Annotated in this window: 12 protein-coding genes; 3 read left to right on the top strand and 9 right to left on the bottom strand. The window is 65.6% G+C overall.

Features of this window, described 5'->3' with window-relative positions:
* Nucleotides 1-14 precede the first annotated feature (14 nt).
* The 3 genes from BLQ28_RS28695 to BLQ28_RS28705 all read left to right on the top strand — a co-directional run bounded on the left by BLQ28_RS28695 (nucleotide 15) and on the right by BLQ28_RS28705 (nucleotide 4,877).
* Nucleotides 15-1,835: a peptidase domain-containing ABC transporter gene (locus BLQ28_RS28695; RefSeq protein ID WP_093246720.1), complete on the top strand. Its 1,821-nt coding sequence runs from the start codon at nucleotides 15-17 to the stop codon at nucleotides 1,833-1,835.
* A 154-nt stretch (nucleotides 1,836-1,989) separates the two neighbouring features.
* Nucleotides 1,990-3,306, top strand: a complete 1,317-nt coding sequence (locus tag BLQ28_RS28700; RefSeq protein WP_093246721.1) for an HlyD family type I secretion periplasmic adaptor subunit — start codon at nucleotides 1,990-1,992, stop codon at nucleotides 3,304-3,306.
* Nucleotides 3,303-4,877, top strand: a complete 1,575-nt coding sequence (locus BLQ28_RS28705; RefSeq protein WP_093246722.1) for a TolC family protein — start codon at nucleotides 3,303-3,305, stop codon at nucleotides 4,875-4,877. Before BLQ28_RS28700 ends, BLQ28_RS28705 begins: the two co-directional genes overlap by 4 nt.
* A 144-nt stretch (nucleotides 4,878-5,021) precedes the next feature.
* Here BLQ28_RS28705 and BLQ28_RS28710 read toward each other — a convergent pair whose 3' ends face one another.
* The 9 genes from BLQ28_RS28710 to BLQ28_RS28750 are packed head-to-tail and all read right to left on the bottom strand — an operon-like array spanning nucleotide 5,022 to nucleotide 14,106.
* Nucleotides 5,022-6,443: a sigma 54-interacting transcriptional regulator gene (locus BLQ28_RS28710; protein ID WP_093246723.1), complete on the bottom strand. Its 1,422-nt coding sequence runs from the start codon at nucleotides 6,441-6,443 to the stop codon at nucleotides 5,022-5,024.
* Nucleotides 6,444-6,459: 16 nt separating this feature from the next.
* A complete protein-coding gene (locus BLQ28_RS28715; protein WP_176801253.1) occupies nucleotides 6,460-8,478 on the bottom strand; it encodes a TadG family pilus assembly protein in 2,019 nt (672 codons plus the stop codon).
* An 11-nt stretch (nucleotides 8,479-8,489) separates the two neighbouring features.
* The gene (locus tag BLQ28_RS28720; protein WP_093246725.1) at nucleotides 8,490-8,966 is read right to left on the bottom strand and encodes a TadE/TadG family type IV pilus assembly protein; all 477 of its coding nucleotides are present in this window, start codon (nucleotides 8,964-8,966) and stop codon (nucleotides 8,490-8,492) included.
* On the bottom strand, nucleotides 8,963-9,445 hold the full coding sequence (locus BLQ28_RS28725; RefSeq protein WP_093246726.1) for a TadE/TadG family type IV pilus assembly protein: 483 nt from the start codon (nucleotides 9,443-9,445) through the stop codon (nucleotides 8,963-8,965). Before BLQ28_RS28725 ends, BLQ28_RS28720 begins: the two co-directional genes overlap by 4 nt.
* Nucleotides 9,446-9,488: 43 nt before the next feature.
* On the bottom strand, nucleotides 9,489-9,905 hold the full coding sequence (locus tag BLQ28_RS28730; RefSeq protein WP_093246727.1) for a DUF3613 domain-containing protein: 417 nt from the start codon (nucleotides 9,903-9,905) through the stop codon (nucleotides 9,489-9,491).
* On the bottom strand, nucleotides 9,902-10,867 hold the full coding sequence (locus tag BLQ28_RS28735) for a tetratricopeptide repeat protein (protein WP_093246728.1): 966 nt from the start codon (nucleotides 10,865-10,867) through the stop codon (nucleotides 9,902-9,904). Before BLQ28_RS28735 ends, BLQ28_RS28730 begins: the two co-directional genes overlap by 4 nt.
* Entirely contained in the window at nucleotides 10,864-11,823 is a 960-nt protein-coding gene (locus BLQ28_RS28740) for a type II secretion system F family protein (RefSeq protein WP_093246729.1), read from the bottom strand. Before BLQ28_RS28740 ends, BLQ28_RS28735 begins: the two co-directional genes overlap by 4 nt.
* Complete coding sequence (locus BLQ28_RS28745) at nucleotides 11,820-12,800, bottom strand: type II secretion system F family protein (protein WP_093246730.1); 981 nt, start codon at nucleotides 12,798-12,800, stop codon at nucleotides 11,820-11,822. The genes BLQ28_RS28740 and BLQ28_RS28745 overlap by 4 nt, the downstream gene beginning before the upstream one ends.
* Entirely contained in the window at nucleotides 12,793-14,106 is a 1,314-nt protein-coding gene (locus BLQ28_RS28750) for a TadA family conjugal transfer-associated ATPase (protein WP_093246731.1), read from the bottom strand. The genes BLQ28_RS28745 and BLQ28_RS28750 overlap by 8 nt, the downstream gene beginning before the upstream one ends.
* Between the last annotated feature and the right edge of the window lie 2 nt (nucleotides 14,107-14,108).

Below are 14,108 nucleotides of genomic sequence, written 5' to 3' on the forward strand. Positions count from 1 at the left end.
ATCGGCTTTTCTCCATGATCAAGTTCCTCTTGCCCAGTCAGTTGGTTGCCGACACGACAGACGAGCCGGGTGCCAGTCCTTTTGCGGGGGCGATGCATGAAGCCTTCCGCGAGGCCTATCCGCTGGTCAAGGGCGCGGCGTGGCGCTCGCTGCCCATCAGCCTGTTCGGGCTGCTGCCTTCCATCTTCCTGCTGCAGGTGTACGACCGCGTGCTGTCGCGCAGCGGCACATCGACGCTCGCCGCACTCGTAAGCGGCATCTTCTTCTTTCTCTGCATCGAGTTCTGGTTGCGCACGCGGCGCTCGCGCCTCTTGCGCAATGCGGGCGCGATCATCGACCACGGCGTGTCGGGGGCCTTGCTCAACTCGATGCTGGCGCGCCCGTTGCGCGCGCTCGAAGCGCGGCCCGCGTCGTCGTGGCAGCTGTACTTTCGCGACGTCGGTTCGGTGCGCGGCACCGTCACCGGCGGGCTCGCGCAATCGGTCTTCGATCTGCCGATGGCGGTCTTCGCACTCGTGGTCATCGGCATCGTCGCGTTGCCCGTGCTGCCGGTGGTGGCGCTCTTTCTCGCGATCATGTCTTTCCTTGCGTGGTGGTGGGCCGACGAAGTGCGCGCAGGGCGCGTGGAGGAAGTGCAGCGCGGCCGCGGGCTGGACCGCATCACCTCCGAGATCTGCCATGCGCGTGAGACCCTGAAGACGCAGGCCAACGACGGCCCCACCATCGAGATGTGGCGCCAGACCTACAACGCCTGGCTCACCGAAAGCTTCACCAAGAACGGCCAGATCGAAACCGCGCGCGACGGCACCACGGTGCTGCTCACCGTGTTCTCGGTCATCGTCGTCACCGTCGGCGCCATCTCGGTGATGGAGCAATGGATGACGGTCGGCGGCCTCGTCGCCTCGAACATGCTCGCGCTGAAGGCGCTGCAGCCGGTGGCCGGGCTGGTGTCGAACTGGCGCTCGCTGGCCACCGCGAAGGAAGCGGCCAAGCGGCTCGAGACCGTGCTGCGCGAACCGGTCGAAAAGCCCTCCACCGGCATGACGCTGCCGCAGCCGCTGGGCCGCGTCACGCTGAAGGACGTGAGCTTCAGCTTCACCGAATCCGCGCAGAAGCCGGTGCTGGAAAACGTCGACCTCGACATCGGCCCCGGCGGTCTGCACGTGATCGTCGGGCGCAACGGCGCGGGCAAGTCCACGCTGGTCAAGCTCATCTCGGGCCTGTACACGCCCACGCGTGGCACCGTCAACATCGGCGAGTACGACCTCTCGCAATTCGGCCGCGAAGAACTCTCGCGCTGGATCAGCTACCTGTCGCAAGAGGTCTACTGGTTCGGCGGTGCGCTGGTCGACGTGATGCGGCGCGGCGCCCCGGGCCAGAGCGACGAGCAGATCGTCGCGGCCTGCAGGCTCTCGGGCGCGCACGACTTCATCTCGCGCCTGCCCGATGGCTACCGCACCGTGGTCGGCGAAGGCGGCACGGGCTTTTCGGTGGGCGAGCGGCGCAAGCTCGCGCTGGCCATGAGCTTCCTGCGCAAGCCCTCGGTGCTGGTGCTCGACGAGCCCAGCAACGACCTCGATTTCCAGAGCGAGCGCAACCTGCTCGCCACCATGCTCGCGGTCGCCAAGGTGCGCACCGTGGTGGTGGTCACGCATTCGCTGCGCATCGTCTCGGCGGCCAGCGTGGTCTACCACGTGACCGGGCAGGGCAACGTCGAGCAGGGCACCGCCGCGGTGATGGTGCCGAAGCTGTTCGGCGTCAGGACGCCGCTGGTGGCCGTCGGCAACGCGGAAGACAACGGCGCGGGGGCCGAGGCCTCCCGCTCCATGGCCTAAGAACCGAACTGATGAGCTATTCACGAATCACGCAATCGAAGGTGTCAAGTCGAGGAACGTCGCGGAACCGGCTTTGCCGGGCCGCTGGCGTTGCCCCCGGTGAGGGGGGTGGAGAAGCGACACGAAGTGCGCGAAGCCTGGGGGAGAGCTCATCTTGAAATCTGATCTGCCGCAGGTATTGCAGGATGAGAACGACAGGCGGGCGGCGCAGACCTCGCCGGAAGGGCGACGGCGACAGTGGATCATCGGTGGTGCCGTTGCGGTGCTGGCGCTGATCGGCCTCGGATTTCCGATGGAAACCGTCGTCGTGGCACCCGGCCGCGTGATCCCCTCCGACCGCGTGAAGTCGATCCAGCATCTGGAAGGCGGCATCGTCAGCGCCGTGCTGGTGAAGGAAGGCGACAAGGTCAAGCAGGGCCAGTCGCTGGTCGAGATCGACCTGGGCGGCAGCGGCCTCAACCTCGAAGAACTCACGGCCCGCTATGCGGCCACGCAGGCCACCCGCGTGCGGCTCATGGCCGAGAGCCGTGGCCAGCCGCTCAAGCGCGAATCCTTTGCGGCCGACATCGATGAAGGCGTGTTCGAGGGTGAGACCGGTGCCTACCAGGCGCGCGCGCTCGAACAGCGCGGCGTGATGGCCGGCGCCGTGTCGGGCCTGGAGCAGGCGCGCAGCAAGAAGCTGGAGCAGCAGGCCAAGGTCAAGGGCCTGAGCGATCGGCTCGAGTTGATGCAGAAAGAGCTCGAGATTTCCGAGCAATTGCTCAGCGAGAAACTGGTCGGGCAGGTCGAGGTGCTCGAAAAGCGCCGACAGGCCGAAAGCGTGCGCAGCGAACTCGCGGTGGCACGCCAGGGCGTGATCTCCGCCGATGCCGCCATCACCGAGGCGCAGGCCAAGATGGCCCAGGCCGAAGGGAGCTTTCGCCGCCGCGCATCGGACGAGCTGGCCACCGTCGAGCGCCAGTTCGCGAGCCTGAGCGAAGACCTCGCGCGCGCCCGCACGCAGCGCTCGCGCACGGTGGTGAAGGCGCCATCGGAAGGCATCGTGAAGGGCCTGCGCAACTCCAGTCCCGGCTGGGTCGTGAAGCCCGGCGAAGCCATCATGGAAATCGTGCCCGACCAGGACGAGATCATGGTCGAGGCGCGGCTCAACCCCAATGACCGCGGCTTCATCGAAGTGGGGCAGACCGCGCGCGTGAAGATCACCGCGTACGACTACCTGCGCTACGGCGCCGTCGACGGCAAGGTGAAGCTGGTTGCGGCCGATGCCGACCGCGATCCGGCCATCTCCAACGGCGCGCCGTACTACCGGCTGCTCATCAGCATGTCGCAGTCGCACGTGGGGCGCGACGAGAACCGCATCACCGCCGGCATGGAGTCCGAAGTGGACCTGCGTGTCGGCACCGACCCGTTCATCTGGTACATCCTCCGACCTGTGCTCAAGCTGCGGCGCGAAGCCTTCCGCGAACCATGATGGACAGAACTTCGGCTGGCCGGCGCCGCATGGGCCCCGGTGTTGTCTGCGCAGCGCTGTGCGTGAGCTTCACGCTGCCGCCGGTGGCCCTTGCGCAGGAGGCGCCGCAACCCGAGGGGCAGGAAGCGATCCCGGGGTTGCTGCTCGCGCGCCGGCTTTCCGCGCCGTCGCTCGGTGCCGCGAACTACACGCAGCAGGTCAAGCAGGCCCTGATCGCGCTGTCGCAGGAGTACCCCGAGGTGCAGACGGCCCAGGCCGCCGCCAACACCAGCAGCTACGGCGTGGATGCCGCCAAGCAGGCGCGCTATCCGCGCCTGAACTTCAGCACATCGTCCGGCAGCTACAACAGCGGCGTGGCCAAGGCCAAGACGCAGAACTACACGGTGCTCAGCGCCCAGGTGCGCATGAGCCTGCTCGACGGCGGTGCGATGAGCGCCGCGCAACGCGCCGCCGAGGCGGCCAACCTGGCCGACGACGAGGCCGTCGTCACCACCTCGCAGAAGGTGGTGCTGGACGCGCTCACCGCCTACCTGCAGGTGCAGCGCTTCGACCTCAAGAAGCAGATCGCGCACCGGGCCACCGAGGTGGTGGCCGAACTCTCGAAGGCCGAGGCCCGCCGCGTGGCGCTCGGCGTCACCGGCGACAACGACCTCAACATGGCGGCGTCGCGCCGGGCCCTGGTGGCCGCGCGCGAATCCGACTTCGAAGCCCAGCGCGACGAAGCGCTTGCCAAGTTTCGCAACTACTTCAAGTTCTCGCCCAACACCGATTCGCTGCCCGTGCTCGCCGCGCCGCTGCAGTGGCGCATCGGCTCGCAGGAAGAGGCGCTGCGCCGTGCCGAGGCGCGAAGCACCGAGATCGCCGAAGCCCAGGGCCGCATCGATCGTGCCAAGGCGCTGGCCGACCAGCAGGACGCGAGCCTCTACCCGACGATCGATGCCGTCGTCGTCAAGACCAAGGACCCGAACGACGTGACGCAGAACCCGACGCGCGCGGGCCTGGAACTCAACTGGAACTTCGGCAACGGCTTCGACCGGCAACTGCGCCTGAAGTCGGCGCTTGCCGAAGTCGCCAACCAGGAGGCCAAGCTCGAAGGCGTGCGGCTCAACCTGTTCGAGCTCACCTCCGCGTCATGGGCCCGCACCGTCTCGGGACGCGAGCGCGAGAAGCAATTGATGGAAGCCGTCAGCACTTCCGGCCAGGCCTTCCGCGGCCGCCGCCGCCTGATGGAGTTCGGCCGCGAGACCTTGCCCAAGGTGCTCGATGCGCAGCTCGACTACTACACGCTGCTGTTCGACTACATCGACGGCGTGTTCGACCTGCGCATTTCCGAACTGCGCCTTGCGCGCACCACGGGCGAACTGCGCATCGACCCGACCATGCCCAACACGTGGATCGACAGCCTCTTCGGCGCACCCGGCCGCCCCGTTCTGACTGAAGACGGCTTGCTCGGCGCGCTGTGCATTTCGAGCAATACAGCCTGCGCGAGTGAACCGGTCGTGGAGCGCACCGCAGGTGCGGCAGGCGCCAACCCGTCGCTGCGCAAAGCCCCCCGACTCTCAACCCCTTGAAGAAGAAAAAGAGGGGCGAGCGAAGCAAAGCCCCGTGAGTTCGGGAAACACCGAGGAACCGGCTTCGCCGGGCCTCAGGTGTTGCCCCCGGTAGGGGGTAGGAGCAGCGACACGAAGTGTGCGAAGCCTGGGGGCGAGCCTTATTCAGGCATCTTCCGGAATGCCGGGCTCGCCATCGAGGATCTGGTACTTGCGCATCTTCTCCCACAGCACCTTGCGGCTGATGCCCAGGTGCTGCGCCGTGTCCTGGCGCTTCCAGTCGTTGATCTCCAGCGCCGCGATGATGCGGTTGCGCTCGCTGCTGTTCCAGCCCTTGCGGTCGCCATTGCTGTCGAGCGCCACGCCACCGCCGTTTCCGCCATTGCGGTCGGCCGACATCGCCGGTGCCGGCGTGCCGCGCGTGAGTGCGATCGCGCGCTGGATCAGGTTCTGGTCCCAGCCGTGCAACTGCCGCGCGATCACGCCCACGCGCTCCGCGAGGTTGCGCAACTGCCGCACGTTGCCGGGAAAATAGGTTTCGGCCACCGCATCGCTCAGCCAGTGCGGCGTTTCGCCGAGTGCTTCCAGCTCGTCGCCCAGCACATTGCTCAACAGCGCCTTGAAGATCGCGATCTTGTCGACCTCGCCACGTTCTTCGAGACTGGGCACGTGCAGCTCGATCACCGCGAGCCGGTAGAACAGGTCGGCGCGAAATTCGCCGCTTGCCACCATCTCGCGCAGGTTGCGGTTCGTCGCCGCCACCAGGCGAAAGTCGACCCGCACCGGCGACGTTGCACCCAGCCGCGTGACCGTGTTGTCTTCGAGCACCCGCAGCAACTTGACTTGCTGGTAGCGCGGCAGGTCACCGATTTCATCGAGGAACAGCGTGCCGCCCGTGGCCTGCTCGAAGTAGCCGCGATGCGCATGCACCGCGCCCGTGAACGAACCCTTGGTGTGGCCGAAGAACAGCGACTCGAACAGCCCGTCGGGAATTGCGCCGCAGTTCACCGCCACGAAGGCGCCCTTGCCGTACGTCTGGTGCCCCAGGTGCAGCTGCTGCGCGATGCGCTCCTTGCCGACACCCGTCTCGCCGCGCACCAGCACGCTGTGGTTGCAATCGGCGAATGCGCCTACCTCGGCCAGCAGCGCCTTCATCGCTTCCGAATGCGCCACCAGCACATCGGGCGCCTGCGGCGCCACGTCGCGCGCACGCAGCTGCCGCACCAGCTTCGCGACCATCGTGCGCAACTCGGCGCAGGTGAAGTCGTAGGGCAGCACGTGCAGGTACTCGGGTGGATACGTGCGCGAATCGCGCTCGCGCGAACCCGCGGCAACCCAGATCACCGGCATGCCCTGCAGCAGCTCGGTGGCGTGTGCCAGGCCGCCACTGTCGATGACGGTGACGCTGATGATCGCGACGGAAGGACGCAGCGCTGCGCCGCGGTCCGACTGCGGAGGCGGCAGGCCATCGGCCCGGATCACTTCCACGTCGAAGCTCGCCATGCACCGCGCGATGCGGTCGAGGATGTCGGCTTTGCCTTCCCAGACAAAGAGGTCGAGTTCGTCGAAGTTGGAGGGGGAACTCATGTAGGCAATGCGGAAATCAATAAACGAGCACGGCACCGCTCGCGCAGGTCAGCCGGCCACCCACTTCCGTCTGGGCGACGTTCGCGCCGAGCACGTTGCTCAGCAAGGTGTTGAGCAAGGGGTCGATCAGCGGCGACAGCACGCCCTTGATGATCCCGATCAGGAGGTTGATGACGGCACTCAGCGTGTTGGTCAGGCCCGTGAGGACATTGGACAGGCCGCCACCCGGCGCTGTAGGAGGAATCGCAATCAGAAGATTGAGAGCATTCAGCGTGTTTGTCAGGCTGTTGACGATGTTTTGTGTCGCAATGGCGAGGTAGGCAGGTTGTTGATCCAGGGTGGGGGGATTCGCGAAGAATTGCGACTGCGTGGTCGCCCCCACGGGAACATCGGCCTGCAGACCGAGGCCCCCGCCGTAATAGGCCTGTCGTGTGCTGGGGTCACAACTCGTTGAGATCCCGAGCAATACAACATGGCAGGTTTGGGATCCGATGTCGATGATAGGAACAGGACTGACGGTTGGCGGTGCGCTCGAAGAAAACGCATTCGCCTTCGCGATGGCCGCAGTGGCGCCCAGGCTTCCAATGCGCAGCGTTGCCGCTGAAGTCGTCGTTTGCGCGGTGAGAGAGGTCGCATTCGCGGCGCAGCTGTAGTCTGTGACGCGCGATGCACCGCCACCTGCGTCCAAACTGATGTCCAGCCGTACGGGCGCAGGAAGTATCCGGATGTCGGTGACGTTGCGCGTGCATGCGAAGAGGCAGTCCAAGAGGTTTTTCACACTCGCGGCGAGATTCAGGCTCAAGAGATTGTTCAGCAGATCCGTGACGGGCGAGAGGGCTGTCGTCAACGCGTTGAGAAGGTCGGTGATGCCATTCAGCGCCGGGAGGTCGATTGAAATCAACGCGCGGACTTGTGCGGTGCGCACGTAGATCTGGTCGGGACCGGTAGGGTTGAGCTTGGCCAATATGGGGTTGCCCGTGGCCGACACCTGCGGCGGCTCGATGACCTTCACGTTCGTCGTGACCGTGGCCAAGCCCGGGAGCGGAAGCGCGACGGTCGCCACCACGCCGCTCTTGCCATTTGCAGCCTGCACCAAGCCCTGGAGCAATTGAAGAAGCTGCACGTCAGTTTGCAGTCCAGCGGCATCGGTGCCGGTCTGTATGCCGAGCAGGTCGCCGAGCTTCAGCAGCGGTTGCGCCGCCGCCGCGTTGGCGGTGAGCTTGATCAGGTTGAGCGCATCGAGCACGATCTGCGCCGTGTTGCCGCTCTGCTGCAAGGCATCGATCATGGCCTGAATCAAGGTGCCGACGGACACGCTGGTGCTCAGCACCTGGTCGTACTTGCCAACGCCGATGCCCAGGTTGATTCCCAACTGGTCGATATAGGTCAGCAACTGCAGCTTCGTATTGAGGAGGCCATTCCAGCCCGCGAGGCTGACGTTGAGGCTGCCTCCCAGCAGGCCACCGAACACCGCATTGAGCAATGGCGACTGTGTCGAGTCGATGGTCACCAGCGTGGAGCGAATGGTCAGATTCGCGCGAGGGTATTGCTGGGCCGCCAAGGCGCCCACGGTGATCGTTCTTGGCTGGTTTCCGAAAATCCCGGGCATCAGAACCGCGGGAGTTCGGCTGATGGTGACCCGTACCGCATTGAACTTCTGGCCAGCGCCGGGCGCGCCGAAGTGCGGAGCGGTAGGCCACGCTGCCGGGTCCCATCGGCCGCATACGATGTTGTTGGCCGCCAGGGGCGCGATTCCGGCTGGCATGTTCTGCGCCGCGTTGGTGATCGCTGCGCTTGTTGCCGTCGCGCAGTTGTTCACTCCCAGTCCCTGGGCACCCGCCAGGGCGGCCAAGTCCGCGGTTTTCTGCAACTCCCGCTTCACATAGAACAAGTAGCCCAGTTCGGTGCCGATCAACGTGATGACGATCAGGCTCATCGCGATGGCAACGTTGACGAGGATCGAACCTGCGGTCCTTCTGCGTCGCGTCGAGGTGGCGAGAGCTTGGAGGCGTTGGCTGTTTGCGCTTGTGTTCATGCCGAGCCCTTTCATGTGGGCTGAATCGCTGCGGTGGAGCGACCGCTCAACCGGTCCGGCATCCAGAGGCTTGTGTTCAGCAGGGGCAGCGAAGGCAGCAGTCGATTGGCGCTGTACGGATAGGTCACCGTCACCACCGTGTTTATGTTGGGGTTGGTGCCCGTGGTCGTAACGACCACGGTGACTTGTGCCGCGATCCAGCTGCGTCGAGTCGCCAGGCTGGTGTTCGATGCAGCGGGAACAATCAGCGAGCTGGCCAGCGAGTCGTAGACGACGTTCTGGATTCGCGAGTCGTTGGCTGTGGGCACCGAATTCAGCAATGCCACGGCCCGAGCACCATCTTCCGCGGACCGAGAAATTGCCTGTTGTGCGTACAGGACAGCACCGAAAGTGGCTATTCCGTAGATCACCAGGAAGAGCACCGTAAAGACCAACGCGAATTCGATCGCGGCCACACCCTTCTGATGACGGCGGCTGGTGGCGGTCATGGTGTCCTCGTGTCGAGCAGCATGCTGGCTTGCCCCGTCAACTGGGTTGGCGTCGCGAAACTCGGCAAGGGAGGGAGTAGCCGCCCCATGTTGCTGGCCGTGACGGTGACGACCATCTGGCAGCGCGTGGCCCATGTGATGCCGCAGGCGCTGATGACGGCCGCAGTGCAGTTGTTGGTGGCGACCTGGCACACCGTCGCGGTCGCGTTGAGTGTCACTGCAGCGGGCAACCAGCTGGCGCTCGCCGTGGCGACTGTCTGGGCTTGTGCGGCGCGGGTGGGGAGGTCGATCTGATAGCGCAGCGCGGCACGTGCGCCATCTTCGGCCGCGTTCTGCAGGCCGAAGCGGAGCGTGAAAATGAGGCCGTAGCAGATCGCGGCATAAATGAGCACGAAGAAGATGAGGAACACCATCGCGAACTCGATCGCGTATACACCGCGCTGACCACGCGCGGTGGACCGAGGGCGAGGTGCGTTCATGAGATGTGCCACAAGAAGAGAGCAGGTCGCTGGATGGCCGCGGCTACTTGGTCACGCTGCTGTTGCTGTTGCTGTTGCTGGACTTCACGGTCGAAGTCATCCGCTCGGGAATGGGGAACTCGAAACTTTTCAGGTAGCGCTCATAGCTCCTGTTCGCCACGTCACCGGGAATGGGGCGCGGCGTGGTGGACGCAAGCTCGCCGCTGCGCTGCCATGCGAACAGGCTCTGTGTTGCATCGCCCACCTGCAGCCGCACGGGCTCATATTCGGCCGGCGGAGCGGTTTGGGGCCGCGGTTCATTCTGCGCGGGCGTCGTTTCGACCGGTATTGCGCGCGCGGCGGGTGCGGCGGGATTGGAGGCTGTTTCTTGCGCCGTCGCCGCGTGCGCGGCCGAAGCCAGAAGGAACGCGAGTCCCAGTGTGGACAAGGCCATGATGCGATGCGTGTGTGTGTGCTTCATTGCGTGCCTCGTGAAGTCGGGTTGGATGACTGAAGCGTCGTGGAGTCGGCCAAGGATGGTGTGAGTTGCGCCCGTGCCCCGCCCATGGCAGTCCAGCGTGAAGCTTTGAGCGCCAGGGGAACGGCCGCTGCATCGTCTGCCGGCGGGAGGCCGACAGCGCTCATCGGAGCCTTCGGCGTCGCGTCGCCGGCGGAGGGGGGCAAGGCCGCCAGGGGCTGGTCCGTGCGCAGCTGGCGCGCGGCTTCGCGAATGCTTGCACGGGTGGCTTCGGGCATGCGGTGGGCGTCCATCAATGCGGTCGCCTGCTCGCGTTGTCCGTCGGCTTCGAGGTAGAGCGCCAGGTTGGCCAGCACCTGCTGGCTGTCGGGCTTGAGTTGCATCGCCTGCATCAAGGGGAGGCGGGCGTCGGTGATCAATCCTGCGCGCAGGCTGGCATAGCCCAGGTCGCTCAGCAGCAGCGCATCGGTCGGTGTGCGGGACTGGGCCATCCTGAACATCCGGATGGCTTCTGGAAAGTTGCCGCGCGCGCCGGCCAGCAAGCCCAGGCCGCGGTACCCGGCGCCTTCGCTGGGGGTTCCCATGAGACGCTTATAGGCGTCTTCGCTCAGCGCCGCCTGGCCGGTCTGCCGCAATGCATCGCCGCGCATGCGTGTGGATTCCGGCGAGACACCCCAGCGCTGCTCCAGCGCATCGATGTGCGCCAGCGATGCGAACCACAGGCCCTCCTGCTGCATCTGCTCGACCACCTTGAGATAGGTCGCCTGTGTGTCGATGGTGGTTCCGGCCTTGGCGTCGGCCGCGGCTTCGAAGGCCTGACGCTGCTGCGCGTCGGAGTTGGCCGCGTACTGGCCCTTCAGGCTGGAGCAGCCAACGACTGCGAATGCCAGCAAGGTCGCGGCGACGCAGGTTGCGAGCCGGCTGGGCTTGGTGACAAGAAATGGAGTCAGGCGGGTGGTGCTCATTTGCTCATGCTCCCCAACGAGTGGAAGACCGATATGAAGCCAGGTCCCGCGGTCACGATGATCAGGGCCGGCAGCAAGGTGGTGACCATGATCCCGGTCATCTTCACGGTGATCTTCCCGATGCGCTCTTTCATCTCCGAACGGCGGCGTTCGCGCAACCGGTCACTGAAGATGCGCAACGGCTCCTGCACCGCACCGCCATGGCGGTCGACCTGCACGAGCAGCGAGACAAGCCCGTTGAGGTTCTCGTTCTTGTGCAGGGTTGCAAGACGCTGGAGCGAGTGTTCCCGGGTGCGCCCCTGGCTGTACTGGCGGTTCGCGAAGGCCAGTTCGTAGCCGAGCACGCGAAGCACATGCGAGAAGTCGCTTGCCATGATCTGCAGGCTTTGGTCCAGGCTCAGGCCCACACCCTGCAGCAGGCGCAGCAGGTCGATGAAGAGAGGCAGCTCCTGCGCCACCTGTTCACGCCGACCTGCGGCAAAACGCCCGAGCACCCATTTCGGCGTCATGAAACCCAGCACGAAGGCGGCAGCCAGGCCGGAGATCACCGTGCGCTGCGTGTGTCCTTCACCCCAGAAGACATAGGCCAGCAGCGGCAAGAGCAGTGCCAAGGAGATGCGCGTGACCAGGAAGACCAGTTGGGCTCGCTGCGACGGAAGGCCGCATTGGTCGATGAGCCGTCGGTCTTCGTCAGCCACCAGCGCGCGGCCGAGGCGTGTATCGAGCCAGTGGAAGGGCAAGTCGATGTCGGTGCGCGGTGGCTCGTCGATGGCAGGCTTGGCTGTCGCCGCCTGTTCGACCTGGGCTTCCGCGCCACGGCGGATGGCACGGCCGATGGCCTGGCCACTGCGCGCACGACGCAGCTCGGCTGCGATCAATGCGCTGGCCGCGAGAACCAGGCCCAGGGCCAGAAGCGCCAGGCTGGCGATGACCAGATTTTGGGATGTGAGTGTCATGCGAATCTGGCCAACCGATACAGCAGCGCGGCACCCACCAGCTGCAGACCGAGTGAAGAGAAGATCAGCATGCGACCGGTGCTGTCGCCCCACATGCCCACGAAGTAGGTGGGGTTCATCACGACGAGAAAGGCGCCCACGCCCAGTGGAAGCAATCCAAGGATCCAGGCCGACATGCGCGTCTCGGCAGACATCGCCATCAGTTCGTGCTCGGCCTGATCCCGGTCCCGCATGAAGTTGGCGACCCGCTCCAGCAACAGGTCGGCCCGGCCGCCATACCGCACGCCCAGCCCCAGGATCGAGGCCAGCAGGTACATCTCTTCGACGCGCACGCTGTTCGCCGTCTGGTGCAGGGCGCGGTCGAGGTCCACACCGGCACGTACCAGGCTGGCCGCGCGCTCCAGATAACCGCGAAGCGGCGCCTGGCAACTCGCGATGGCGAGTTGAAAGGCCGCTTGCGTGGAGTTGCCGATCGTGATCAGGCGCACCATGGCGTCGATGTACGCAGGCAACTGGCCGACCAGCTCGCGGCGAAAACGCTGAAGGCGCAGCCACAGTGCAAAGCACGCCGCCAACGCCAGAAGGAACAGGACAGCTGCTGCCGCAAGCCATCCCGCGAAAGCACCCGTCAGCGCGGAAATCAGCAGGATGAAGGCGATGACAAGGGCGGCAGTACGCACCTTGATGACACCATCCAGCCAACTCGGCAGAAGGGCGTCGAGACGGTTCTTGTGGGGAAGGCCGGCGGTATCGGCACCTGTTTCGAGCCAGGGGTCGGAGGTGAGCCCTGCCGGCGGGGCGTCCCGCAACGGCATCAGGACCGGCACTTCCGGCACGAGGCTGGCCTGGATGCGCTGCGCCAGGTGGCGCTCGGTGGCTTGACGTCCTTGCCGTCCCTTGGCCCATTGCCACAGCATCAATCCCGCGGCGGCCATCAGCAGCGCGACACAGGCGATGACGAGCAGCCCTTCACGCACGGCGATCTCCCGAAGGACGTGCAAGGGTCTGACGGAAGCGCGTGATCTTCGGCGAGTGCGGCGCAATGCCGAGCGACACCCAGCGATCGCGTTCCTCGCCGTCGGGCGACACCACGGGTTCGTAGCGGTACAGCTCCTGCATGGCGACCACGTTGTCGTTGACGCCCGTGACTTCGCTCAGAGACAGAATGCGCCGCTGTCCGCCCGACAGGCGGCCGATCTGCACGATGAAGTCGATCGCGTTCGCGATCTGCCGGCGCAGGCTGGTCTCGCTGCCCTGGTAGCCCGCGAAACCCGCCAGCATCTCAAGGCGATACAGGCACTCGCGCGGCGAGCTTGCGTGGATGGTGCCCATGGAGCCTTCATGGCCCGTGTTCATGGCCTGCATCATCTCGATGACCTCGGCACCGCGCACTTCGCCGACGATGATGCGGTCGGGCCGCATGCGCAGGCTGTTGCGCAGCAGGTCGCGGATCGACACCACCCCCTGGCCGTCGAAGCCGCCGGGCCGGCTTTCCAGTCGCACCACGTGCGTGTGGCCGAGCGACAGTTCGGCGGTGTCTTCGATGGTGATCACGCGCTCGGCATGCGGAATGAAGCTGGCGAGCGCGTTGAGCAGCGATGTCTTGCCCGAGCTCGTACCGCCGCTGACCAGGATGTTGCAGCGCGCGCGCACGGCGATCTCGAGCAGCTGAGCCATGCCCGCGTCGAAAGTGCCGAGCTTGACCAGGTCGGCCGGCGTGAGCGGCTCCTTGCGAAACTTTCGAATCGACACCGAGAGGCCGTCGATGGCCAGCGGTTCGATGATGACGTTGATGCGGCCGCCATCGGGCAGGCGTGCATCGACCATCGGATTGGCTTCGTCGAGCCGGCGACCCAGCGGCGCGAGGATGCGCCGCACGATGCGCATCACGTGCTCGGTGTCGGCGAAGCGCAGGGTCTCGCGCTCCAGGATGCCGTTGCGCGACACGTACACGTTCGTGTGGCCGTTGATCAGGATGTCTTCGACGGCCGGGTCGTTGAGCAGGTCTTCGAGCGGCCCGAAGCCCGCAAGCTCCTTGGTCAGCGCATCGGCGATGAGCTGCATCTCACGGTCGTTGATCGGCACGCGGCGAAGGCGCACGAAGCTGTCGACTTCGAGTTCGACGAACTGCTGGATGGACGCGCGCGACCAGCGGCCGAACTCCGCACCGAGTTCTTCGATACGGCTGAGCAGGTGATCGTGCGTCCAGCTCTTGATGTCCTGGAACTGCTGCGAGTTGATGAATGCCTGGTCGTCGTCGGCAAATTCGATATCAGTGGACATGG

It is taken from the genome of Variovorax sp. EL159 (genome assembly GCF_900100965.1).
GTDB lineage: Bacteria > Pseudomonadota > Gammaproteobacteria > Burkholderiales > Burkholderiaceae_C > Variovorax.